Annotated in this window: 10 protein-coding genes and 1 pseudogene; 8 read left to right on the plus strand and 3 right to left on the minus strand. The window is 70.2% G+C overall.

The features are described from left to right. Positions 1-9 precede the first annotated feature (9 nt). From EEY80_RS04745 to EEY80_RS04755, 3 genes and pseudogenes are all read right to left on the minus strand, one after another. Positions 10-3,954 (minus strand): type I polyketide synthase, encoded by a 3,945-nt coding sequence (locus EEY80_RS04745; protein ID WP_126975417.1) that lies wholly within the window; start codon positions 3,952-3,954, stop codon positions 10-12. A 1,142-nt stretch (positions 3,955-5,096) separates the two neighbouring features. Further along, a pseudogene (locus EEY80_RS04750) lies at positions 5,097-12,218 on the minus strand (SDR family NAD(P)-dependent oxidoreductase); the annotation flags it as partial. Positions 12,219-12,333: 115 nt separating this feature from the next. Next, positions 12,334-12,786, minus strand: a complete 453-nt coding sequence (locus EEY80_RS04755; RefSeq protein WP_126975419.1) for a hypothetical protein — start codon at positions 12,784-12,786, stop codon at positions 12,334-12,336. A gap of 210 nt (positions 12,787-12,996) precedes the next feature. Between EEY80_RS04755 and EEY80_RS04760 the strand changes: the two genes are divergently transcribed. From EEY80_RS04760 to EEY80_RS04790, 8 genes are all read left to right on the plus strand, one after another. Beyond that, positions 12,997-15,885 (plus strand): HlyD family efflux transporter periplasmic adaptor subunit, encoded by a 2,889-nt coding sequence (locus EEY80_RS04760; RefSeq protein WP_126975420.1) that lies wholly within the window; start codon positions 12,997-12,999, stop codon positions 15,883-15,885. Positions 15,886-15,983: 98 nt separating this feature from the next. Next, positions 15,984-16,877 carry a sulfotransferase family protein gene (locus EEY80_RS04765; protein WP_126975421.1) on the plus strand — a complete coding sequence of 298 codons (894 nt, stop codon included), beginning with the start codon at positions 15,984-15,986 and terminating at the stop codon, positions 16,875-16,877. A 16-nt stretch (positions 16,878-16,893) separates the two neighbouring features. Continuing rightward, positions 16,894-18,009, plus strand: coding sequence for a hypothetical protein (locus EEY80_RS04770; RefSeq protein ID WP_126975422.1), 1,116 nt, complete (start codon positions 16,894-16,896; stop codon positions 18,007-18,009). Between the two features lie 231 nt (positions 18,010-18,240). Beyond that, positions 18,241-19,746 (plus strand): hypothetical protein, encoded by a 1,506-nt coding sequence (locus EEY80_RS04775; RefSeq protein ID WP_126975423.1) that lies wholly within the window; start codon positions 18,241-18,243, stop codon positions 19,744-19,746. Next, the gene (locus tag EEY80_RS20000) at positions 19,719-21,161 is read left to right on the plus strand and encodes a hypothetical protein (protein ID WP_164738136.1); all 1,443 of its coding nucleotides are present in this window, start codon (positions 19,719-19,721) and stop codon (positions 21,159-21,161) included. The genes EEY80_RS04775 and EEY80_RS20000 overlap by 28 nt, the downstream gene beginning before the upstream one ends. 7 nt (positions 21,162-21,168) lie before the next feature. After that, on the plus strand, positions 21,169-22,173 hold the full coding sequence (locus EEY80_RS04780) for a sulfotransferase (RefSeq protein WP_164738137.1): 1,005 nt from the start codon (positions 21,169-21,171) through the stop codon (positions 22,171-22,173). Between the two features lie 80 nt (positions 22,174-22,253). Further along, entirely contained in the window at positions 22,254-23,201 is a 948-nt protein-coding gene (locus tag EEY80_RS04785; protein WP_126975425.1) for a TauD/TfdA family dioxygenase, read from the plus strand. 47 nt (positions 23,202-23,248) lie between these two features. Continuing rightward, complete coding sequence (locus tag EEY80_RS04790; protein ID WP_126975426.1) at positions 23,249-24,028, plus strand: hypothetical protein; 780 nt, start codon at positions 23,249-23,251, stop codon at positions 24,026-24,028.

The following is a 24,028-nucleotide window of genomic DNA, read 5'->3' on the forward strand; positions in this document are numbered from 1 at the left end:
TGGCGCCGCTCAGGAAGCCGCGGCATAGGCGATGGCGCAGATGGCGTCGCGCACCGGGCGCACCTGCGCCGACACCAGATGCGATTGATGTTGCACCAGCGCGCTGCCCTGCGCCGGATCGTAGCCCAGAAGGGCGAATTCCTGCGGCCGCCCCTGCATGCCAAGGCCAAGAGCCTTGGCCGCGGCCTCCTTCACGCTCCAGACCAGCACCGCCGCCTCGCGGCTGGGGGCCAGGTTCAGCGCGGCGCGTTCGGCCTCGCTGGTCACCGATTCATAAAAGCCCTGCGGATCGCGGATGCGGGCCGGGCGTTCATAGTCGATGCCGATGCGCCAGCCGGGGGCCGCCGCGGCGCCCGCGCCCACCGCCTCGACATGCGACAGCGAAATCGCCGGTGCCGCCGCCGCGCCGTCGACCGCCAGATAGGGCGCCCCGCTGTCATGCTTGCGGATTTCCAGCGCCGATTGCGGCGGCAGGTTCGCGGCGCCGTTGCGCAGCACCTCGGCCGCGGCGCGTTTCACCGCCAGCCGGCTGAGGCTCCATTCCTGCCAGGCATCCGCGTGGCCACGCCGGATCAGCACCTCGCGCGCCTCGTCCTGTTCCGACGGGGCCAGATAGGGCAGCAGGCTTTCGAAGCTGGGCGAGCCGTGCATCGCATAGGCGCGCAGCTCGAAGGGCAGCCGGAACAGCCGGGCTAGGTCGATGACCTCGATCCGCCGGGTCGGGGCAGGAGCAGGCGCCGTGCCGTTGCCCGTACCGCCCAGGGCCTGGCTCGCGACGCGGCCCGTGCTGTGCAGGAAGCCGGTCATCAGGCCGATATGGTCGTGCACCGCCAGACCGCCGGCCGGGGCGGCGGCGGTAGTGGCGGGGGCCGCGGCAACCGGTGCCGGCTGCGGCTGCGGGGCAGGCGCTGCGGCCTGCACCGGCACCGCCGCCAGCGCCTGTGCCGGTGCGGCGGGCATGGGGGCCGGCGCCACGGCGGCCAGCGCACCGTTGGCCGGCGCCGCGTTGCCGAGGGCGAGGGCGGCACGGGCCGGCAACAGCATCTCGCGCAGCTGGGCGATGTCGGTCTCGGCCAGCGTCACCACCGGCAGTTCGCTGGGCAGGCGCGGGGCCTTGCGCTGCTTGTCGCGGATCTCGCGGCGGCGCGTCTGGTCCGCTCCCTCGACCGGCGCCAGCAGCGCCATCGGCTCCAGCGGCACGCCGGCGACGAACAGTTGCGCCACCAGATGCCGCAGCTGCGCGACCATTCCGCGGCGGCGGTTGTCGGCGCTGACCGCCAGATGCGGCCGGTCGCCGAGGATGTCGCGCACGAAGGAGGACAGCACCGCGTTCGGCCCGCATTCGACGAAGACGCGGCAGCCATCGGCATGCAGCCGCTCGATCCCCTCGGTGAAGCGCACCTTCGAGACATATTGCGAGATCGCGGTGGACCGGAACTCTGCCACCGTCTCGGGGAAGGGCGCGGCGGTCCCGCAGGAATAGAGCGTCACGTCCGAAGGCTTCAGCCCGACGCCGTCGAACAGCCCGTCGAACCGCTCGGCCAGCGGCCGCACATGTTCGGTGTGATAGCCCCAGCTGATCGGCAGCTGCGTGCAGATCGCGCCCTCGGCCACCGCATCGGCCTGCAGCGCGGCAATCTCCTCTGCCTGGCCGAACAGGATCGCCTGGTTGGGGCAGTTGTCCATGGTGAAATGCAGGCTGCCGTGCTTCGCGACCAGCGTTTCCAGCTTCGCGCGTTCCAGCGCGGCGACGTTCAGCAGCACGCCGGTCGGCACAGCGCCGCTGGCCTGCACCTCGTCGAAGATCTCGTTCATGCGGGCGATCATTGCCAGCACCCCGGCGCGGTCGATGTCGAGCAGGCCCGAGGCGACAAGCGCGGCATTCTCGCCCGTCGAATGGCCCAGCATCGCATCGGCCTTCACGCCCAGCTTCGTCAGCAGGGCAAAGACCGCCTGATCGGCGGCGAAGACCATTTCCGAGCCGTAGTCGACCCGGTGGATCAGCGCCTCCAGTTCCGCCTGCCCCGCGGCATCGACCAGCGTGTCGGGCGGGAAGATCACCTGTTGCAGCGCCACGTCGCGGCGGCCCTCGGTCAGGGCGGCGACATCGTCGAACCAGGCCCGCACCATCGGGAAGGCGATGGCTGCATCGCGCATCATGCCCGGGTACTGCGCCATCTCGCCCGGGAACAGGAAGGCGACCTTGCCGCCGATGGGGGCGGGTTCGAAATAGATGCCGTTCCGGGTCTGCATCGCGCCCTGCGCCGGGTTCGCCAGCTTGGCGCGCAGGCCCGCCACCTTCTTGTCCAGCTCTGCTTCCGAGGCGGCGACGATGGCCAGACGTTCCGGCCCCGGGCTGGCCGCGGCGGCGGCCCAGGCATGGGCGGCGCGTTCGGCCAGGCTGCCCGCATGGGCGGTGGCAAGGAAGCCGTCCACCGCCGCCATCAGCCCGGCGCGGTCGGTGCCGGCGAAGGCGAAGACATGTTCGGGCGCCGCGATCGCCTCGGGCAGGATCGCGGGCAGGAAGGCGGCGGTCGGGTCGCGGAAGGCGGCGCCGGGCGCCTCTTCCAGCACCATATGCGCGTTGATCCCGCCAAAGCCGAAGGCGTTGATCGCCGCGCGGCGCGGATGATCCGCCGAATGCACCCAGGGCCGCGCCTCGGTGGCGACGTGGAAGGGCGTGCTGTCCAGCCCGATCTCCTCGCTGACCTCGTCGCAGAGGGTCGGCGGCTGGATGCCGGTATAGAGCGACAGTGCCATCTTGATGATGGCGGCAGATCCCGAGGCCGGGATGCAATGGCCGATCATCGACTTGACCGAGCCGACCGGCACCGTCGGCAGCTTGCCCTGCCGCTCGCCGAAGATGGCGCGCAGCGATTCGACCTCGGTCTTGTCGCCCAGCGGAATGCCGGTGCCATGCGCCTCCAGCAGGCCGATGGTCGCGGGGTCGATGCCGCAATTGGCATAGGCGCGGCGCATCGCCAGCACCTCGCCTTCCAGCCGCGGCGCCATCAGGCCCGAACTCTTGCCGTCCGAGGACTGGCCCACGCCCTTGATCACCGCATAGACCCGGTCGCCCGCCGCCAGCGCATCGTCGAGCCGCTTCAGCACGACCATGCCGCAGCCTTCGCCCAGCACCGTGCCGCTGGCCTGCCGGTCGAAGGGCCGGATGCGGCCTTCGCGCGACAGGGCCGAGACGGAGCAGAACACGCTGTAGACCAGCGGCGAGGTGGTGGTGTTGACGCCGCCCGCCAGCATCATGTTGGCATGGCCCGACCGCAATTCGTTGATCGCGAGGTCCACGGCGATGATCGACGAGGAACAGGCCGCGTCGATGATGTAATTCGGCCCCATCAGGTCCAGCCGGTTGGCGATGCGCCCGGTCAGGATGTTGGGCACCAGGCCCGGCACCGCCTCGGGCAGGATGCGCGGCAGTTTCGCCTGCATCAGCCGGATCGCGTCGTTGACCTGTGCGGCCGGCAGGTCGGGGAACAGCGCCTGCAGCAGCGCCTGCATTTGCGGGTTGAACCAGACCTGCTGCATGCCGTTGGAATTGCCGCGATGCGCATGGATCGCATGGCCGAGGATCACGCCCGTCGCGCTGCTGTCATAGGTGCCGGGCGCATAGCCGGCATCCACCATCGCGTCATGCGCCACCTTCAGCGCAAGGAACTGGTCGGGCTGGCCGCCCGACACCGACAGCGGCATGGTCCCGAACTGCCGCGCGTCGAAGCGGGACAGGTCGCCGAGGAAGCCGCCGCGCCGCGTGTAGATCTTCAGCGGATCGTCGCTTTCCGGGTCGAGGATGCTGCCATCGCCCACCCAGCCCTCGGCCGAGTCGGTGACCGCATCGACCTTGGTCAGGATGTTCTGCCAGAACACGTCCACATCGTCCGCGCCGGGATAGAGCCCGGCCATGCCGACGATGGCGATATCCGCGGTCTCGAAGCTCATTGCGCCCGCTCTCCGCTGGAGGTGGTGATTTCCCGCACCCCGCCCTGCCAGCCGCCGCCCAGGCGGTTCAGCTGGCGCGAGGACTGGCCTTCGAAGTTCTCCAGCTCGTAGCAGAGCGCGCCGGTGCTGTCATAGACCCGGAGCGTGGTGACGATGGTCGGATCGTCCTTGCCCGACAGGATCACGGTTTCCGCCGTCAGCGGCCCGTTCAGCGGATCGCCGGAGAAGCGGCGCACCGCCGCCACCGACAGCGGCAGGGTCGAGGCGCCCTGGATGGCCCGCGACCAGATCCAGACCGTCTGCAGCATGCCGTCGATCAGGCCGGGGTCGAAGTTCCAGCGCTGCGTCGGTTCCACCGGCACGAAATCGGCGGGTCGGGTGCCGAAGGCGGTGGTCCAGGCGCCGGCCGGCGTCACGTCGAGGATATCGGTCAGCGTCTGGAAGCGCGGCCCGTGGCTGAGCCAGCGGCGATAGACGCCGTCGATGCCGGGGCCGGTCCAGACCTTGCGCAGGCTGCCGGGCGTCAGCACCCGGTTGCCCGCCGGGATCGCCGGGGCAAAGCGCAGGTCGGCGCGATAGCGCACGCGCAGCTTGTCGTCGGCGGTGCGGATATTGACGCGGCGGCGACCGTCGGCGGCGGCGGCCTCCAGTTCGACCCGCAGGTCGATCGGCCCGTCGCCCAGCGTCAGGCCCTTGAACATCTGCAGGTTCTCGATCGCCACCACCGGTTCCGAGATGCCGAAGGCGGCGGGCATCTCGCTCATCGCCTGCATGACGGCGGCGACGGGCATCACCCCCACCCCGTCGAAGCGGTGATGGTCGATATAGGGCGCGTTCACCAGATCCAGCCGCCAGACCACCTCGCGCCGGCCATTCTCGCGCCGATAGCCATTGCGCAAGAGCGTCAGCGGCGCGCCGATCCGTTCGTGCCCCGGCAGGTCGGGCAGGGCGCAGACGGCCTGTTCCATCGTCTCGCCATCGGCGACCCAGCCCACGGATTCGACCTGGTCGGCGGGCGACCAGAACATTTCCTTGTAGAACAGGTCGCGGCCCGGCACCGGTTCGACCATGAAGATGCCGCGGCTTTCGAACTGCTGGCGCACCGCCGTGGTGACCATGCCGGCCCCCGTGGTCGTCGCGGCCCAGGGGCCCCAGTTGATCGCCTTGACCGCCACGCCCTCGCCCCAGCGGCGGCGCAGGTCCCAGGCAAGGCGGTTCAGCGTCTCGTTCGCGGCGGCATAGTCGGTCTGGCCGCGATTGCCATAGCGGCCCGCGACCGAGGTGAAGAAGCACAGGCCCTTCAGCGTTTCGGGCCGCAGCGCGCGGGCGATCAGGAAGGCGCTGTCCACCTTGGCGTCGAAGACGCGGGCAAAGCTTTCGGCGGTCTTCTTCTCCAGCAGCGTGTCCTCGATCAGGCCTGCGCCATGCACGACCAGATCGACGCGCCCGTATTTGTCATAGAGGTCGTCGAACAGACCCTTCACCGCCGCCGCGTCCGACACATCGGCGATGCGGTATTCGACCTTGGCCCCCATCCGCTCGAAATCGCGGATGTTCAGGGTCATGTCGCGGTTGCCCAGATGGCGGGCGACCTTGGATTCGATCTCGGCCGGCCGGATCTTCTCGCCCGCCGCGCGCGCCGCCTCGATGAAGTGCTGGCGCAGGCCCGGCGCATCCAGTGCCGCCTGTTCCGGCGTTTCCGGCGCCGGCAGCTTCGACCGGCCCACCAGGATCAGCCGCGCGCCGTGCGGGGCGATGGTGCGCAGGCATTCGGCGGTGATGCCGCGCCCGCCGCCGGTGGCGACCACAACCCAGTCCCGGTTCGGCACGACCGGCGCCTCGGGCGGGGTCAGGGTCGCGGGTTCGGTGCGCAGGATCGTGCGCTGGCCGGCCGGATAGCCGACCTCACGGCGGCCGCGCAGGAAGGACAACTCCTTCGCGATCTGCGCCGCGCGCGCCTCGATCCCCTGCGCGGGGTCGAGGTCCACGACCTTGGAACTGCATTCCGGCCATTCCAGCGACAGCGCCTTGACGAGGCCGAGCGCACCCGCCACCGCCGAGACGCCATGCTTCACCGGGCCGGTGGTGCGGCCGAACAGCCCGCCCGTTTCCATCGCACAGATCAGCCGGCCGCCGCTGCGCAGATGCGGCTCGAAGGCCTGCAGGATCAGGAACAGCCGCTTGGTGCCGGCCTGGTGCAGCGCGTGCCAGCCGTCGAAGTCCAGCGTGGCGATGTCGGGCAGCGCCGCGCGGCTGTCGAGATAGACCAGTCCCAGCGGTCCGCCGGCGGCCTGTTCGGCGACCCAGGCCTTCAATTCGTCGGTTCCGGCCCCCACCAGCACGGACCGGGGCATCACCACCGGCACGGCGCCGGCCGCGGCAAGCGCCGCGACCAGAGGGGTGTGGAACCCGTCCGCTGCCTCGGTGACCACGATCCGGAAGCCCTGGGGCAGGGTTTCCGTCACGTGGTCGGCAGGCTCCGCGAACGGAACCTGGATATACCGCGGGAGGACGGCAGCGGCGATTTCCCCTCCCGCGGTCTGATCAAAAGGGCGGGCTTCCGCCGCGACGGCGCCTCCGGCCGGGGCACCGCCCGCAGGCATCCGGGTGCCGATGAAATCGACGATCTCGCGGATGGTCGCGAGTTCGGCGATCCGGTCCATTTCGGCGCGCATCGCCTCGGCCGCGGTGGCGGGCAGGATCTTCTGCACGGCGCCGAGGATTTCCATCCGCTTGATGCTGTCGATGCCCAGGTCGGATTCCATGCCCTGATCGGGGTCGAGCGCGTCTTCCGGATAGCCGGTCTTGTCGGCCACGATGGCGGTGAACTGCGCCAGCAGGTCGAAGGCGGCGGCCGGGGCGGCGGCAGCGGCGGGTGCCGCGACCGGCATCTGCACGACGGTGGCGGAGGCCGCCACGACGGGGGCCGGGGCAGGCGCCGGGGCGGGCGCCGCGACGGGGGCCGGGGCGGGCGCTGCCACCGCGGCGGGGGCCATCACCGGCGCGGGCATCGCCACCGGCACGGGCATCGGGGCGGGCATTGCCACCGGACGGGGCATGGCGACGGCCATCGGCGCCGCCATCGCGGGCCGCATCTCGACCGCGCGGGGGGCTTGCGCCTCGCCGCCGAGATAGGTCATCATCACCCGTTCCTGCACGCGCAGGAATTCCATCATCATCGTGTGGTAGTCGCCGAGCACGGAAGGCCCGGCCGTCCAGCCGCCTCCGTGCCGCGGGTCGGTCTCGGTCACGTCCATGAACTCAAGCTCCTCTGCTGGGGAGGGCGCGGCCTCCGGGGTGGTAGGGGTCAGCGATCGGGACTGCAGCGCCGTAAGCGCGGCAGGGGCAGTGGCGGCAAGATGTGCCGCGGAAGATGCGGGGGCGGCGGCGGCAGCGGCCGGGGCGAGGCTCAGCCCCTCGGGCGCGGTGGCACGGCGGCGCGGCGCGTCGGCCCGGCGGGCATAGGCGCCGTTCAGCAGCCAAAGGTGCCGCGGGTCGCCGTCGCGATGGCGCGGGGCGGGCGCGGCCATGCCGGCGGCGAGCTTCGCCAGATCGACGGGCGCGCCCTCGACATAAAGCTGCACCAGCCCCTCGATGAAGGAAGCCGCGTCGCCCTGGCTGCGGTCGAGCGCGATGGTCGCCGCGGCATCCCTGCCGAGGATCTCGACCAGCCGGTTCGACAGGACCGAACGCGGCCCGACCTCGAGGAAGACGGTCGCGCCATCGGCGGCCATCGCCCGGGCCATGCCGGTAAAATCGACGGAACTGACCAGATGTTCGCCCATCAGGCGCCGCTGCGCCTCGGGATCGGCCGGGTGGGGGGCGGCCAGCGTGTTGGAATAGACCGGCAGCGCCGTCGCCTGCCAGTCGATCCCGGCGAGCACGCCGTCGAATTCTGCCCGCGCCGCATGCATCAGCGGCGAGTGGAAGGCCTGGCTGACCGGCACCGCCGTCACCTGCAATTCGGCCGCGGTCATCGCCGCCATCGCCGCCTCGACGCTGGCGCGCGGTCCTGCGATCACCGTCTGGCGCGGGCTGTTAAGATTGGCCACCACCACATCGGGGAAGGCGGCGATCGCCGCCCGAACCGCATCGGCATCCGCCGCGACCGCCGCCATGGCGCCCGGACGGTCGGGATCGGCATTGGCGACCATCGCCCGGCCCCGCGCCTCGGACAGGCGGATCAGCGCGGGCAGGTCGAAGGCGCCCGCCGCATGCAGCGCGACAAATTCGCCATAGCTGTGGCCCGCCGCCATGTCGGGCACCACGCCCAGCCGGGACAGGACACGCAGCATCCCGGCCTCGACGGCGCCGAGCGCGGGCTGCGCGATCTCGGTCGCGGTCAGTTCGGCCATCTGCCGCTTCTTCGCCTCGGGCGTGAAGCCCTCGCCCGGGTAGATCAGCCGCGACAGCCGGCGCCCGGCCAGGCTCGGCGCATCGGCCAGCACCTCTTCGGCCAGTTGCAGCACGCCCACCATCGCCGGGTCGATCAGCGCGGTCTGGCGCATCATGTCGGGATATTGCGAGCCCTGGCCCGGGAAGACGAAGGCCAGCTTGCCGCCGTTCAGCAGCCGCGGCGCGGCCGAGAAGTACAGCCCCTTCGGCGCGGTGTCCGCAGTGCCCGACAGGAAGTCGGCGGCCAGCGCCAGCTTCGCCCGCGCCTCGTCCATCGAGGCGGCGGCGAAGGCCAGCCGCAGCGGCCCGGTCCCCGGCTTGCGCAGCACCTTCAGCGCCAGCGCCTGCAGCGTCGCGGCCTCGCCCAGACCCTGCACCTGCTTCAGCAGCGCGGCGCGGTCGGCGCCGGCAAAGGCGAAGGGCAGGATGTCGCGGCCCAGATCGGCGGCGGGCGCCGGGGCGTGGGGATCGACATATTCCTCCAGCGCCATATGGAAATTGGTGCCGCCAAAGCCGAAGGCCGACACGCCGGCGCGGCGGCGGTTGCCCGGCGCGGTGATCCAGGGCAGCGGTTTCTGCGACAGGACCAGCGGCGAGGCGTCATCCTCGAACACCGCGTTCGGATCCTCGACCAGCGCATGCGGCGGCAGCACCTTGTGATGCAGGCCGAGCGCGATCTTGATCAGGCCCGCCACGCCCGCCGACGCCTTGGTATGGCCGATCAGCGTCTTGACCGAACCGATGGCGGCGGTCTTCGGCCCGGCGCCCGCGGCGGACAGCGCCGTGGTCACCGTTTCCAGTTCCGCCTTGTCGCCGGCCACGGTGCCGGTGCCATGCGCCTCGAACAGTTCCACCTGCGCCGGATCGAAGCCCGCCTGCGCATAGGCGCGGGCCAGCGCCCGCTGCTGCCCGGCGGGCAGCGGCGCGGTCAGGCCCTTGGCCTTGCCGTCGGACGAGGCGCCGACGCCCTTGATCACCGCATAGATGCGGTCGCCGTCGCGTTCGGCATCCGCCAGACGCTTCAGCACCACGGCGGCGAGACCTTCGGAGATGACGATGCCGTCGGCCTTCTTGTCGAAGGTGTTGCAGATGCCGCGCGGCGACAGGGCCTGCGTCTTCGAGAAGCACAGATAGCCGAAGGGCGATTGCAGCGAATCGATGCCGCCCGCCACCACCGTGTCGGCGCGGCCGCTTTCCAGTTCCAGCACGCCCGCATAGATCGCGGCCAGCGACGAGGCGCAGGCCGCGTCCATGGTCACGTTGGTGCCGCCGAAGTTGAAGCGGTTGGCGACGCGCCCCGCCGCCACGTTCGGCAAGAGGCCGGCGAAGCTGTCTTCCGTCCATTCCGGCAACTGCGCCAGCAGCGATTCCGGCACCTCGCCCATCAGCCGGGGCAGTTCCGCCCGCGTGGCATAGCGCGAGCCCATCTCTCCCAGACCGCCCGAGAAGCCGAACAGCACCGAGGTGCGGGCGCGGTCGCCCTCGTCCTGCGGGGCGATGTCGGCATCCTTCAGCGCGTCCGACACCAGTTCCAGCGCGAGGAACTGCATCGGGTCCACCGCTTCCAGCGTGGTGGGCGGAATGCCGTAGTCGAGCGGGTTGAACGCCACGTCGTCGAGGAAGCCGCCGCGCCGCGAATAGACATGGTCGCGCAGGTGGCGGTCTTCCGAAAAGTAGTCGTCCTCGACCCAGCGGTCGGCCGGCACCGGCTGGATCGCGCTTTCGCCCGACAGGATGCGGCGCCAGTAGCGGTCCAGCGTATCCGCCCCCGGCAGCAGCGTGGCCATGCCGACGATGGCGATGTCGGCGGCGGGGGGGGCGGGCTGGCGGCGGCGGGCGCGGTCGCGCTGTGCCTCGGACAGGAAGGCAACGGAGCCGGCAGAGACCGTGTCGTGGAACTCGGCGATGGTCCTGACTTCGTGGCGCATCGCGGCGATCTGGCCGATCATGTACATGCCGCGCTGGCGCCGTTCCTCGGCCCCGATCTCCGTCAGGGTCTTTTCGGGGCCGGTGCGGGCCAGCCCCTTGGTCGCCATCCGCAGCCGGCCCAGCGAGAAGCTTTCCAGCACCTCGCGCACCTCGGGGACGCTGGCGCCCTCGGATTCCATCTTCAGCTTGGTGTCGCGGAATTCGTCCACGATGGGCGTGATGGCGCAGCGGCTGGCAAAGCCCGGGCCTTCCCACAGCGACACGGTGCTGTCGCAGGACAGCGCCACCTCCTGATAGTCCGGCACGATGGCGCCCGACTCGACGATTTCCTTCGTGAACAGATAGCCCGTGCCCATCAGCACGCCGATCTTCACGCCAAGCGCGGCCAGCGGTTCGCCAACGGTCATCGCCATCGCCGCCGACAGCTCGTCATGGATGCCGCCGGCGAAGACGACCATGATCTTCCTGCCGTCGCGCGCCACCGCCGGATGGTCGCGCAGCGTGGCGACGATGCTGCCCCACAGGGTGAAGCTGGACAGCGGGCCGATATGGCCGCCGCATTCGCGCCCCTCGATGATGAAGCGGCGCACGCCCTCGTCCAGATAGTGGCGGATCTGCGAGGCGGTCGAGGAATGGACGAAGGTGGGGATGCCCTTGCCCTCGAAATCCATGACCTGGTTGATGCGGCCGCCGGCGATGATGGCATAGTTCGGGCGGATGCGGTCCACCGCGTCGAATTGCGGCTTCAGCACCTTGGTGTCGGCGAAGCCCAGCATCCCCACGCCCCAAGGCCGGTCGCCCAGCAGATCGCGGGTCGAGGCGAGCAGCTTTTCCGTGCTTTCGCCCGACAGCAGCGCCAGCGCCGCGAAGGGCAGGGCGCCGCCCTCGGCGACCTTCAGGAAGAAGTCCGACACGTCCGACACGCGGGTCATCGGGCCCTGCAGGATCGGATAGCGGATGCCGAGCGCCTGAGCCAGCGGCGCGCCCTCGGCCAGTGCCGCGCGGGTGGCGGCCTCGGCGGGCAGCTTGTCGACGGCGGCGCTGATCGCGCCGATCAGCCGGCCGAGCGTGCGATAGCGGTCGGCCAGCGGCCCGGCCAGCGCCAGACCCTGGCCCGCCGGGGCGACGGTTTCACCGGTCGCGGCGCCGGCCCAGGAAAAGCCGGCCGCGATCCGTTCCATCGCGCCCGCATCGGCGCGCAGCTGCGCGGCAAAATCCTCGATCCGCTTCGACCCGGGCTGGTCCAGCCCGCGCAGATAGCGCCCGCCGCGCGGTTCCTCGACCTGCAGCGTCTCGCTGCCGGAAAAGCGCGAGAGGCGGCGGCGCAGCGCCTCGTCCGTCAGCGGCGATTCGGCCAGCAGCAGGATCTGGTCGTCCAGCACCGCGCCCCGCGCCCCGGCGAGGCTGGCGGCGGCGGCGGTTTCCGGGGTGATGCCGCCGCGGGGGAACAGCGGCAGCGCCGTGCGGCGCCGGAATTCCTGCAGCAGGATGAAGGTCGTCTGCTCGGACACGATGCCACCGCATTCGTGGCCCTTCAGCACATAGCCGTCGATCTCGGGTTCCAGCGCCAGCGCGGCTTCGTCGGCGCGGATCGCCTCGCACAGCACCTCGACCCCGCGGCGGCGCAGTGCCTGCACCGACCGGCGGGCACCGGCCAGCGTCGCGGGCGGGGCCACCAGCAGCCGCAGCCCGGCGGGCACCTCGGTCGCGGCGGGCACCAGCGCGGGCTGGTCGATCAGCAGGCCGAAGCCGGACAGGCCGGCATCCGCGGCGATGCGCAGGGCGGCCGCGATCCCCGCCCCGGGCTGCACCGGGATCAGGGGCGTGGCGCCCGCCCTCTCGGATGCGATCAGCAGCCGGGCCGGGTCGAGCCCGGCAGGAGCCAGAACGACACAGCGAAAACGGTCATCCGCCGGCGGTTTCCCCAGCCTGTCAGCCATGCGCTCGCCCTACTCCGATCCAAAACATTTTGTGCGACGCCCCCTTGGCAGGGGGCGAAGACTAATACTTGCTGGCCGGGGTCTATCCGCCCGGCCCGCGCCGCCGGAAAGCCTGTCAGGCCTTTGCGGCGCGCTTCTGTTTCAACTTGCCCAGAACTTCGGCAATTTTCTGAAGCTTTGCCACGCTTACGCCGTGAACCGATTCGCCCTCGTCCTCGGCCTTGTTGGTCAGGACGCGCTTCAGCGCCCCCGCCATCTTGGCGCCCGGGGCGGATTCGTTCGCCGCGCGCTTGTCCAGCGTGGCGATCAGGGTGGCGACCCCCGCCTTGCTGAAGGGCGTGCCCTCGACCATCCCCGTGTCATCGGCGGGGGTGTCGGTCATCACGCGATAGATACGGGCCAGCGACTTGCGGTGCTGCTGCCCTTCCGGACCGGTGAGAAAGCCCTTGGCGCGATCGCGGGTGGTGACCTCCGCGCCCGAAACCTTCGCTGCGGTGCCGCCACGGCGCCCGACAAGGGCCGCCATGCGGGCTTGCCGTTTCTGCTTGCGGTCGTCCACCGACGCCATCGCGTCCATTCCATTGGAGTTCGGCATGTTCTTATCCCTATCCGTTCGGTATCAAATGCTGCCGGGTCGTGAAGTTGGGGTCAGACGAAAACTTACTTTAACTCTACCTGTCGAAAACGGGGGCGATGGTATCAATCTCGGCACAAGACAGCAAGCTGGGTTCGGTGCAAGCTGTTCACGCAAAATCGATTCTCGCCGGGAAATTGACCTATGGCCTTCAGCGAAGCGGCACGTTCCGATGCAGGATCCGGCCCCCGGGGCCGGTCGGATGCCGCTCCACATGTTCCCTTCTCGCTGAAGCTGTTCGACCCTCGGCTGCCGTTCAGCTTTCTCGCGGCCCTCCTTCTGCCGTTACGTTTCCTTTGGCGCCTCGTCTGGCCCGCCGCCATTCTGGCCTGCTGCGCCGCAGCATTCAACTGGTATCAGCTTGTCGATCACCTGGACCGGGTGATGCTGACCTTCTCGTTCCTGCAGAACCTGCTTCTTGGGCTGTTTTCCGCCAACCTGAGCGCGAAACTGGCCCAAGGCATCACCATGAACTGGTGCGGCGCGCAGAGTCGCGAATTCGGCATCCGTTTGGCCTTCGGCTTCCTGCCGCGCTTCTACATCGAGCATCAGGCGATTCGCGGCATGTCCTTCCGCAACCAGCGTGCCTGCTATGCCGCGCCGCTGCTGGCGCGGTTGTCGGTCTTCGCAGGGGGGATTCTCGGCTGGACGATGCTGCACCGCTCGGCCCCCGGCCTGTCGGAACTGCTGCTGGCGGTCGGGGCGGTGGGCTTCGGGGCCTTCCTGTTCAACGCCAACCCGCTGTGGCCGGCGGACGGCTATCACTGGGTGGCCGCCGCGACGCAGCGGCCCAAGCTGCGCCCGCACGCGATGCAGGTGCTGTGGATGACCGTCACCCGCCGTCCGATCCCGCCCGATCTGCCCCGCCGGGAATACTGGCTGCTGATGACCTATGCCCTGGCGTCGATCGTCTTCACCGCCGTCATCGTCTACCTGGTGCTGACCGCCATCGCCTTCGCCCTGGAAGAGCGGTTCCGCGGCACCGGTGTCTTCATCTTCTGTCTGCTGCTGGTCAGCGTGGGGACATTTCTGCTAAGCGTTCGGGCAAATCGGAAGCGGCGCAAGAGTGGCGCGGCGGCCGGTCCTCGCCAAGGCGCAGCGAAGCGGCCAGCATCGCCGCAACCGGCGCTCGCGGCGAACGCGCAGTCCTACCTTCGTATTTCATCTCCGGAAGTCGTTTCAGAAAGTCAGGAACAGATGGCCAGCAACAGTTCGCGGGTGGCGCGCAGGGCGGATAGGGCGGGCCGCCCCGGTCCGGTTCGGGGCGGCGAGGCCGACTCGCCTGCCGATGATGCCGCGACCGGGTCCGAGGCGCTGTCGGAACTGCTGGCGGACGAGGCGGTCTGGAGCGGGCCGGGCGAGGATCCGGACTGGGACCTCGCCCATCCCTCGGACTGGGATCACGAGGAGGAGGCGCCCGCCGCCGCCGCGGATGCGCCGATGGATGCGACGCTGGACGATATCCTCGGCACCTCGACCGCGCCGGCGCGGTTTTCCGGCACGCCGCTGGCCGCCGCCGTCGCCGCGGCCAAGACGCAGCGCAGCCTGGCCGAACGTGCCGCCGAGCGGGCCGCCGCGCGGGGCTCTCGCCTGCCCGACCCGCCGGAGGCCGAGGGCGGCGCCTCGTCGGAGGAACTCGACGCCATCCTCGCCGCCTTCGAGGAGCCGCAGCCCGATCCGGCGCCCCCCGTCGAGGAGGACGACGACCTGATGGGCCTGCTGGCCGATGCCGAGGTTCCGGCGCCCGCGCCGGAACCTGTGGCACCGTCGGCCGCCCGGCCGGAGCCCGGCCCGGCTGCAGTCACCGACCCCGCCGCCCGCCGCGCGCAACCCTCGCCCTCCCCCGCCGCCGCAGCTGCCGCCGCAGCAACCGCCGCCGCGGTCCCGGCCCCGGCGCTGCCCCGGCAGGCGCCGGTTCCGGCCGCCCCGCGCCGGGGTGCGGTGTCGCCGCAGATGCGCGAGCTCGACAGCGTGCTGCGCACCGGCCATGCCCGCCCCTCGCGCTGGCGGATCTGGCTGGCGCGGCTGTTCTGGGTCGCGGCGCTGGCAGGCGCAGTCTGGGTCGCCATGCTGCCCTATCCGTTCGAGGTGGGCGGCGATTTCATCGTGCAGCCGCTGGACCGGATCGAGGTGCGCGCCCGCACGGCGGGCGAGATCGTCTCGGTCGCGGTGAACGAGGGCGACTGGGTCGAGCAGGGCGACATGCTGGCACAGCTGTCGGACTGGGACCTGCGCCGCGACATCGCCGTGCGCGAGGCCGAGATCGCGCGGCAGGAGGCCGAGCTGGCGACGCTGATCGCCGGTTCCACCCCCGAACAGATCGCGGTGGCCCAGCAGGGCGTCGCCGGGGCCGAGGTCGCGGTCGAGGTCTCGGCGCGCGATCTGGCGCGGCAAGAGGCGCTGTTCGCCAGCGGCGCGGTGTCGCAGAAGGCGGTGGAAGATGCGCGCAGCGCGCATCAGCTGGCCATCGCCGAACGCGACCGCGCCGCGGCGAACCTCGCCGAGGTGCGGTCCGAGGCGCGGCAGAGCGAGACCGCCGCCCAGCAGGCCGATATCGACGGCAACCGCCAGGAACTGGCCTATCTGCAGCGCCTGCTGGAAGAGACCAAGATCCGCGCCCCGGTGGACGGCCGCATCGCCGGGTCGCTGTCCACCGTGCCGGTCGGGGCCTTCCTGCCCGAGGGCGGGCTCTTCGCCGAGCTCGAGGACAACCGGGTGGTGATGGTCGAGATCGAGGTGCCTGAGACCGATATCGAAGAGGTGGAGATCGGGGCCAGCGCGGAATTGCGGCTGTGGAGCGCGCCGGACGAACCGCTGGCGGGCACCGTCCGGTCCATCGCCCCCCGCGCCGAGGAACGCGATTTCGGCCAGATCATCCGCGTGAAGGTCGAGGTGCCGAACCCGGACGGGCGGCTGGCGGGCAACATGACCGGCTTCGGCAAGATCGAGGCGGCGGAGCGCCCGGTCTGGCAGGCCTTCGGCCGGGTGATCGAGCGGTTCTTCCGGGTCGAGTTGTGGTCCTGGCTGCCCTGACCGCCGCGTGACAGCCGGCGCGGCGGACCCGCCGCCGCGTCCTTCGCCCTCCCTGCACCGGCGGCCGGCACGGCCGGGTGCGAGATCAGGAACGACCGATGCCGCAACCCCTGTTCATTCTGTGCCCGGGACGATCCTTCTCGTCCGTCGTCTCGGCGATGATCGGCCAGCACCCGCAATGCTATGGCCTGCCGGAACTGTCGATCTTCGTGGCCGACACGCTGGGCGAGGCGCTGGACGCCTATTCCGCCTCGGGCCGGCGGGCGCTGCCCGGGCTGCGCCGGACCATCGCCGAACTGCATCACGGCACCCAGACCGAAGAGACGGTGGATCTGGCCGTGGCCTGGATGGAGGCGAACCGCCGCATGACCCCCCGGCAGGTGATGGATCATATCCAGGAGCTGGTGGGCGACCGCATCCTTGTCGAGAAAAGCCCCGCAAACGTCATTCAGGCCCATTGCCTCAACCGCGTGGTCGAAGCCTATCCTTCGGCGCATTTCCTGCAGCTGCTGCGCCATCCCCGCAGCCGCGGCCTGTCGCATCAGAAGGCGATGCGGCAGCAGGCGCTGATGCGGCTGAAGTCGATGCTGGGCGGCGAGCTGGACTATGAGGCGAAGTGGACCGACACCCATGTGATGATCCACGATCTGGGCCGGCAGCTGCCGCCCGGACAGATGATGCGGATCATCGGCGAGGATCTGCTGCGCGAGTCGCGGTTCTGGCTGCCGCAGATCTGCGAATGGCTGGACATCCGCGACGATGCCGAGGCGATCGAGGCGATGCTGCATCCCGAGGACTCGCCCTATTCCGTTCCCGGGCCTGCCAATGCGCCGCATGGCACCAATTCCGGCTTCCTCGAGAATCCGACGCTCGATTTCGACCGGCTGGCCCGGATGGAGACGCCCACGCTCGACGCGCCGATGGACTGGGCGCCCGAGCGCGCGTTCTCGCCCCAGACCCGCCGGCTTGCCGCATTTTACGGCTATCGCTAGATCCGGAGAGATTTTGATGACGCAGGTTCACCGAAAGCCGGCCGCACGGCCGCGAGCGGCCGCGATGCTGGGCATCTGGCCGGGCCGGATCACCGCGCTGGCCGAGGCAGGCGACGCGTTGGTCGTGGCCGTCTGGGATGCGGCGGCGCGGCGGTCGCGGCTGATCCGGCTGGAAGCCGACGGGGCCGAGGCCGAACTGACCCTGCCGGCAGGCGCGGCAACGGCGCCGGTGCTGGCGATGGCCCGGATGCAGGGCACCTCGGACGCGGCGCCGCGGCTCTACGTCGTCTGTTCGGCCGACAGCGGCGGGCTGGTGCTGGCGGTCGATGACACCGGCGCGGCCGAGGTGGTGCTGGGCCCGCGCCATGGCTTCCGCTGCGGCATCGGTGCCGCCTGCCTGTGGGCGGGACGGCTGGCGCTGGCGACGGGGCCGGCGGCGGGCGGGATGATCGGCGGCGGCTTTGCCCCGGCCAGCCTGATCGTCTCGGATGACCCGGCCCGGCCCGACTCGTGGCAGCCCTTCTGCGAACCGGGTCTGGGCGACGCGGACAACGATGGCATCTCGGCCCTGGCGGCAGAGGACGACCGGCTGTGGCTGGCGACCTCGAACCCCCTGCGGGGTTTCCAGTTGTGGACGATGGCCAACCCCGCGGCAGAGGGGTGGGAGCAGCGGCTGGACGAGGGTGCCGCCCGCTATGGCATGAACGCGCGGCTGACCGCGATCCAGCCGTGGAACGGCGCGCTGCTGCTGGCGACGGGCTGCGAGTCGGAAGATCCGCTGCCGCATGTCGCGCCGGAACTGCTGCGTCTCGACGGCGACGGCGACTGGGATCTGCTGGTGGGCGAGCCGCGGTTTTCCCGGCAGGGGATGCAGGTGCCCGCGGCGCTGTTCGGCCCCGGCTTCGACAGCGATTGCGACCGGATCGCGCTGGCCGGGACGGGCGATGCCCTCTTCGCCGCGACCTGTTTCGGCGCGGGCGGCAGGTCGAGCCTCTATCGCAGCACGGACGGCGAGACCTGGGAGGAGATCGGCGCCACCGTCTTCGGCGACGATGTGCCCGAGTCGGCGGATCTCCATGCCTTGGGCGGGCGGCTGCACATTGCGGCGGGCGGGATGCTGCTGGCGCTGTGACCGGCACAACCTGCGGCGGAACCGCGCCGCCGCAGGCCCCTTTGCTGCCCTGCAGCATTGTCAGGCCCGACGGGGAAGGCTATGGTCGCTTCGGGCACGGGTTGTTGAACCGCCGGCGCTTTACCAAAGGTTATGATTTCGTCGATTTAACGTCGCAGGGGCGGGCCGCCAGAAGGTGAGCGATGGCCCCGGAATCCGGCCGATGTGCCGGCGCGAAAGGGAGCATCGGATTTGGACGGAGGTGCGCTCGTCAAGCCGGCCCAGCCCAAGGCCGCGAACCGTGGCCTCAGCCGCGCCGATTTCCGCAAGATCAACGTCAACGGCTTCGGCGACGGCTACAACGCCTACACCCATTCGATGGCCTGGTTCAAAGGCTATGTCTATGCCGGCACATCGCGCGCGACGATGGCGCTGCTGGGGGCGGGCGACAAGGGCGGGATGAAGGATGTCAGCCTTGACGCCTGGCCGGTGGAACTGACCCACCGCGTCTTCACCCCCGAATTCGAAACCGTGCAGGCCCGGGCGGAAATCTGGCGCATGGACCCCGCCGTGGGCGTCTGGACGCGCGTCTATCAGGCGCCGATGGTCTATGGCACCGACGGCACCTGGATGAGCCGCGACCTCGGCTATCGCGCCATGTGCGTGTTCCAGGGCGAAAGCGACGACGAGCCCTGCCTTTACGTCTCGAACTGGTCGCGGTCGCGCGGCGAGGGGATGCAGATCCTGCGGACCGAGGACGGGCTGCATTTCGAGCCGGTGGGGCCGCCCGGCCTCGGCGGGCTCGACGCGACCTCCACCCGGTCGCTGGTGCCGTTCAAGGGGCGGCTGTTCACCAGCCCCACGGGCTCGACCGCCGGACGGCAGAACGCCTCGGGCATCGCCGCCATCCTCGAAAGCCGCGACCCGCGGATGGGGACATGGGTTCATGCCAATACCCGCGGCTTCGGCGACCGCAACAACCTTGGCGTGTTCGAGATCATCACCTCGGGCGACTGGCTCTATGCCGGGACCGCAAACCTCGCCAAGGGCTATCAGCTGTGGCGGACCAAGGCCGAGGGCAACCCGCCCTACGACTGGGAACAGGTGCTGTCCGATGGCGCCGGGCGCGGGCGGCTCAACCAGGGCGTCGTGTCGATGGCGGCCTTCCGCGACTGCATCTTCGTCGGCTCCGGCATCCAGAAGGGCGGGATCGACAAGGAAAACCGCGTCGGCCCCGCCGGTCCGGAACTGGTGCGCCTGAACCCCGACGGCAGCCATGACGTGATCATGGGCGAAAACCGGGTGCCCGGCGGGCCGATCAGCGGCATGCTGCCCGGCTGGAACAATGTCTTCTGCGGCTCGATCTGGAAGCAGAACGTGCATGACGGCTGGCTGTATTGCGGCACGCAGGACTGGCTGTCCTTCCTGCTGTACCGCGATTTCGACAAGCTCGACTCGCCGGCCGCCCAGATCCTGCGCCGCATGGACGTGGAATCCTTCGTCGAGGGCTGGGGCGGCTATGACGTCTGGCGCAGCCGCGACGGCGAGAACTGGGTGCCCGTCACCCGCTCCGGCTTCGAGAACCCCTATAACCACGGCGTGCGCAACCTGCTGTCCACGCCGCAAGGGCTGTATATCGGCTCGACCAACCAGTTCGGCCCGCGCTCGGCGGTGCAGGTCGAAAAGGGACGCTGGGAATACCACGACAACCCGCGAGGAGGCACCGAGATATGGTTCGGCACTTCGGAACGATCGTGACGGGGGCGGCCGCGGCCGCACTTGCGCTGCTGGCGGCATTGCCCGCCGCGGCAGACGACATGCAGGCATTCGCGGGCGGCTCCAGGCCCGAGGTGCTGTGGGCGCTGCCGGTCGGCGAAACCGATGTCGACGAGGATGAGGTCGATGCCGTCGCGGTGGACCCGAACGGCAATACCGTCGTGTCGGGCGTGTTCCGGGGCGATGTGCGCTTTGGCGACCGCACCTTCACCAGCAAGGGCGAGGGCGACATCTTCGTCGCCAGCATCGCGCCCGACCGCAGCATCAACTGGGCAATGCAGGCCGGCGGACCGGGCGACGAGAACACCTTCGACCTGCGCACCGACGGACAGGGCAACATCATCCTGTCGGGATGGTTTTCCGCGGGCGTGACGATCGGCGACCGCGAGCTGCGCAACCGCGGCGCGACCGACATGTTCGTGGTCAAGCTGGACCGCAACGGCAAGCCGGTCTGGGCGAAAAGCTTCGGCGGCCCGCAGGGCGACGGCGGCAACGAGATCGAGGTGCTGCCGAGCGGCGAGATCGCGGTGGCGCTGATCACCGAAGGCGATGTCGAGATCGACGGACAGCAATTCGGGTTCGGCGGCGGCCGGCGCGATTCCTATGCGATCCGCATGGGCGCCGATGGCAGCGTGAAATGGGTCGCACCCTTCAACGGACCGGGCGCCGAGCGGATTCGCGGTATGGGCATCAATTCGGCCGGCGAGGTGTTCGTCGGCTTCCAGTTCCAGGGCTCGGTCGGGTCGGGCAACACGCGGGTCGAGTCGCGCGGCGGTTGGGACGGGGCCGTGGCCAAGCTGACGGCCGAGGGACGGCTCGCCTGGATCAAGGGTGTCGGCGGCCGGGAAACCGACCTGATCCGCGGCATCGCGGCCGGCCCGGGCGGGTCCGTCTATGTCGCGGGCGCCTATGTCGGCCCGGCCTTCATGATCTCGCGCGAGGTGCCGGCGATCGGCAAGCGCGGCGACGATTTCCTGCTGCGGCTGAACGGCAGCGGCGAACCGATGTGGGTGGCCAGCGCCGGCGGCGGCGGCCCGGGCACCGGGCCGGAGATTCGCGCCGACGCCAAGGGCGTGGTGATCTCTGCCCTGGTCGCGGGCAAGGTCACCGTGCGCCACAACAAGCGCAAGATCACCGAGCTGTCCTCGCCCACCGGCAATCCCACCAGCTATCTGGCGGGGCTGACCCCGGACGGCGAGCTGCGCTTCGTCTACATGCCCGACACGCTGGGCGACGGGTCGGGCGCCTTCGGCGATGTGCTGGGCGTCTCGCCCGATGGCCGCTACCTCGCGCAGGTGCTGCGCTTCCGCGGCGAGCTGGAGGCCGGCCCCTCGACGATGCGCACGCCGTCGAAGAAGGACTCTGCCATCATCTTCATGCGGCTCAACGGTTCCTGAGGCACGCTTGTCCGACACTCCTCCTCCTGTCCTGATCCTCGCGGCCCGCGAAAGCGGGGGCAGCCTGCTGTCCTCGCTGCTGGGGATGCATCCCGGGTTCTGCGGCGCGCCGCATCTGAACGTGCTGGCCTTCGAGGCGTTCTGGCAACTCGCCCAATATGCCCGCATCCCGCGCGACAGCCACATGCACGGGCTGCTGCGCTTTCTGGGGCAGGAGCTGATGGCGGAACAGACGGTGCAGTCGGTGCAGGCGGCGCTGCGCTGGCTGGGCCGCAACGCCCGCGACGACAGCGCGGCGGATCTGCACATGCGGCTGCGGGGGCTGGTCGCGCCGCGCCGGCTGGTCGACTATTCGCCGCTGGTGTCGCAGAACGAACCGGCGATGCGCCGGGCCGTCGATGCGCTGCCTCAGGCGCATGTGATCCACCTGACCCGCGATCCCCTGTCGCAGGGCCGCGCGGTCAGCCTGCCGGTCTGGCAGTCGATCACGCTCAGCCTCGACTTCTGGGACCGGCGCGGGCGGCTGCAGCCCTGCATGGACGTATTCGAGATCGGCGAACAGCTGATCGACTGGTCCTGCCAGCCGCCGGTCTTCGACCCGCAATACGCCTGGTATCGCACCAACGATGCCGCGCGGCGGGTGCTGGCCGACCTGCCGGCGGAGCGCGTCACCCGGGTCGAGCTGGAGGCGCTGGTCGAACGCCCGGGCGAGGTGCTGACCGGGCTGCTGACCCGGCTGGGGGCCGACGCGGATGCCGCGACCGTGCAGGCGATGCTAACCGGCGGCCTGCCCGGCTATGCCGCGCCCGGTCCCTATACCGCGCCCTTCGGCACGGATTTCGAGATCGTGGGCCTGACCATCGGCGATGCGCTGCGCCGCGCCGCCGACCGGCGCAGCCCCGGCCGCGCCGACCGGCCGTTGCCCTGGCGGGGCGACGGCGACACCCTGCTTCCGAAGGTCGCAGGGCTGGCGCGGGACCTGGGCTACCCGCTTGCCATGCCGGCCGAATGAGTATTGTGTGAACCCGACCGCGCAGCCACCCAGGAGGACGCTGCGGTCACGATTGAAGGTCCCATTCAGGATGATTTGCAATGACGACTGAACACATGACGGGAACTCCCTCGATGACCATCACCCCCCTGACCTCCGGTGCGATGATCGACGCCTCTGCCGTGAAGGATCCGGCCAAGCTCGACCTTCCGGCGATCGTCGACGCGTTCAAGACCTACGGCGCCGTCGTCATCACCGGCTGCGACATTCGCCATGCCGAATTCGTGGCCGTGACCGAACGGCTGGCCGGCAGCTTCATGGAATATGTGGGCGGCGCCAACAACGACCGCGACTCGGCCTATGGCGCCAGCAAGACGGTGCTGACGGTGACGGGCGGATCGGCAGCGAAATACGCGATCCCGCTGCATGGCGAGATGTTCTACACCCTGCCGCGGCCGGAGACGCTGTTCTTCTGCTGCATCAACCCGGCCTCCGAAAACGGCCAGACCACGATCTGCGACGGCATCAAGTTCTGGGCGGCCCTGCCGGACGAGGCGAAGGAGCTGTTCGAGACCAAGCGCCTGGCCTATCGCCGCATCTACAACGACGATGCCTGGAAGAAGGTCTACAAGACCGACAGCCTCGACCATGTGCGGGCACTTTGCGCCAAGAACGGCGTGCAGCTGACCGAACACGAGGACGGCACGATCGAGACGCTGCATGTCTGCCACGCCTATCACGACGTGCCGGCCGGCCGCGCCTTCATCAACTCGGTTCTGGTCTGGATGGCGCGCGAATACATCGAGGGCATCCAGGACAGCAAGGTCCGGTTCGAGGACGGGTCCGAACTGCCGAAAGAGCTGATGTACAAGATCCACGCCATCGGTGAATCGCTGACGCAGAACATCGACTGGCAGCCGGGCTGGCTGGCCATCGTCGACAACATGCGGGTGATGCACGGTCGCCGGTCCTATGAGGATGGCAAGCGCGACATCATCATGCGTCTCAGCGACGAACCGCTGGGCGTGACCGCGCTCGCCGCCGAATAAGCCGGAACGAGCCCAGAAACCGCTGGCAACGGGGATCGCCTGCGCCGATGACGAAGAAGACCGCGAAGAAACCCGGCCCGCGCGCTGACACGCCCGGTCGTCCAGCCGAATTCCCGTCCAGCGCCGTTCCGGTGGCGCTGGACATCGCACAGGCGTCGATCGCCGATTTCTCGGCAGAGCGGGATGACTTCCTTGAACAGGTCATGCCGCCGAACGCCATGCCCGAGGACGAAGAGGCCTTCTATGCCCGCGACCCGTTCTCGGCCGACTATGCCGATTTCCTGAAGGGCAAGGGCGACCTGCGCCGCACCCTGCGGGTGAACGGCGATCTGCGCGAGGATCTGCTGGCGCGCCCGCATCTGATGCATACGCCCGAAGAGGCGGCCCATCGCGGCGCGGCGGCGGTGTGGCGGTCGCTGCGCGACCAGCTGCACAACGAAAGCCTCGCGGTGATGGACGGCAGCGACCGCGAGGAACTGCTGATGCTGCAGCGCGACCTCGAGGCGCGCAAGGCGGTGGTGGATTCCGTCGGCAAGGGGCTGGAGGGGCTGCTGAAGCGACTGAAGCAGCGCCTGACCGAGGTCGAGGCCGCGCCGCCGGAACCCGTGCAGACCGCGCCGGACCCGACCCCGCCCACGGCGCTGGCCGAGGCTCTGGCGGACGAGCCTGCGCCGTCCGACGCGGCGGCGGCCCGGCCCGGGGGCAAGGCGCGCGCCGCCGGCAAGAAGGGCGCGGACGGCCAGAAGACTGCGGAAGGCAAGAGGACCGCGGGTGGCAAGAAGGCGGCCGCCGGCAGGAAGACCGTCTCCGCCGCCGGCAAGGAGTAG

The organism is Frigidibacter oleivorans (genome assembly GCF_003993775.1).
Taxonomy (GTDB): domain Bacteria; phylum Pseudomonadota; class Alphaproteobacteria; order Rhodobacterales; family Rhodobacteraceae; genus Frigidibacter; species Frigidibacter oleivorans.

Coding starts and splice junctions, on each gene's coding strand:
- EEY80_RS04770 (WP_126975422.1), top strand. CDS start 16,894: ATGACGCAGGTTCACCGAAAGCCGGCCGCACGGCCGCGAGCGGCCGCG.
- EEY80_RS04760 (WP_126975420.1), top strand. CDS start 12,997: ATGGCCTTCAGCGAAGCGGCACGTTCCGATGCAGGATCCGGCCCCCGG.
- EEY80_RS04765 (WP_126975421.1), top strand. CDS start 15,984: ATGCCGCAACCCCTGTTCATTCTGTGCCCGGGACGATCCTTCTCGTCC.
- EEY80_RS04790 (WP_126975426.1), top strand. CDS start 23,249: ATGACGAAGAAGACCGCGAAGAAACCCGGCCCGCGCGCTGACACGCCC.
- EEY80_RS04785 (WP_126975425.1), top strand. CDS start 22,254: ATGACGACTGAACACATGACGGGAACTCCCTCGATGACCATCACCCCC.
- EEY80_RS20000 (WP_164738136.1), top strand. CDS start 19,719: ATGGTTCGGCACTTCGGAACGATCGTGACGGGGGCGGCCGCGGCCGCA.
- EEY80_RS04745 (WP_126975417.1), bottom strand. CDS start 3,954: ATGAGCTTCGAGACCGCGGATATCGCCATCGTCGGCATGGCCGGGCTC.
- EEY80_RS04755 (WP_126975419.1), bottom strand. CDS start 12,786: ATGGCGTCGGTGGACGACCGCAAGCAGAAACGGCAAGCCCGCATGGCG.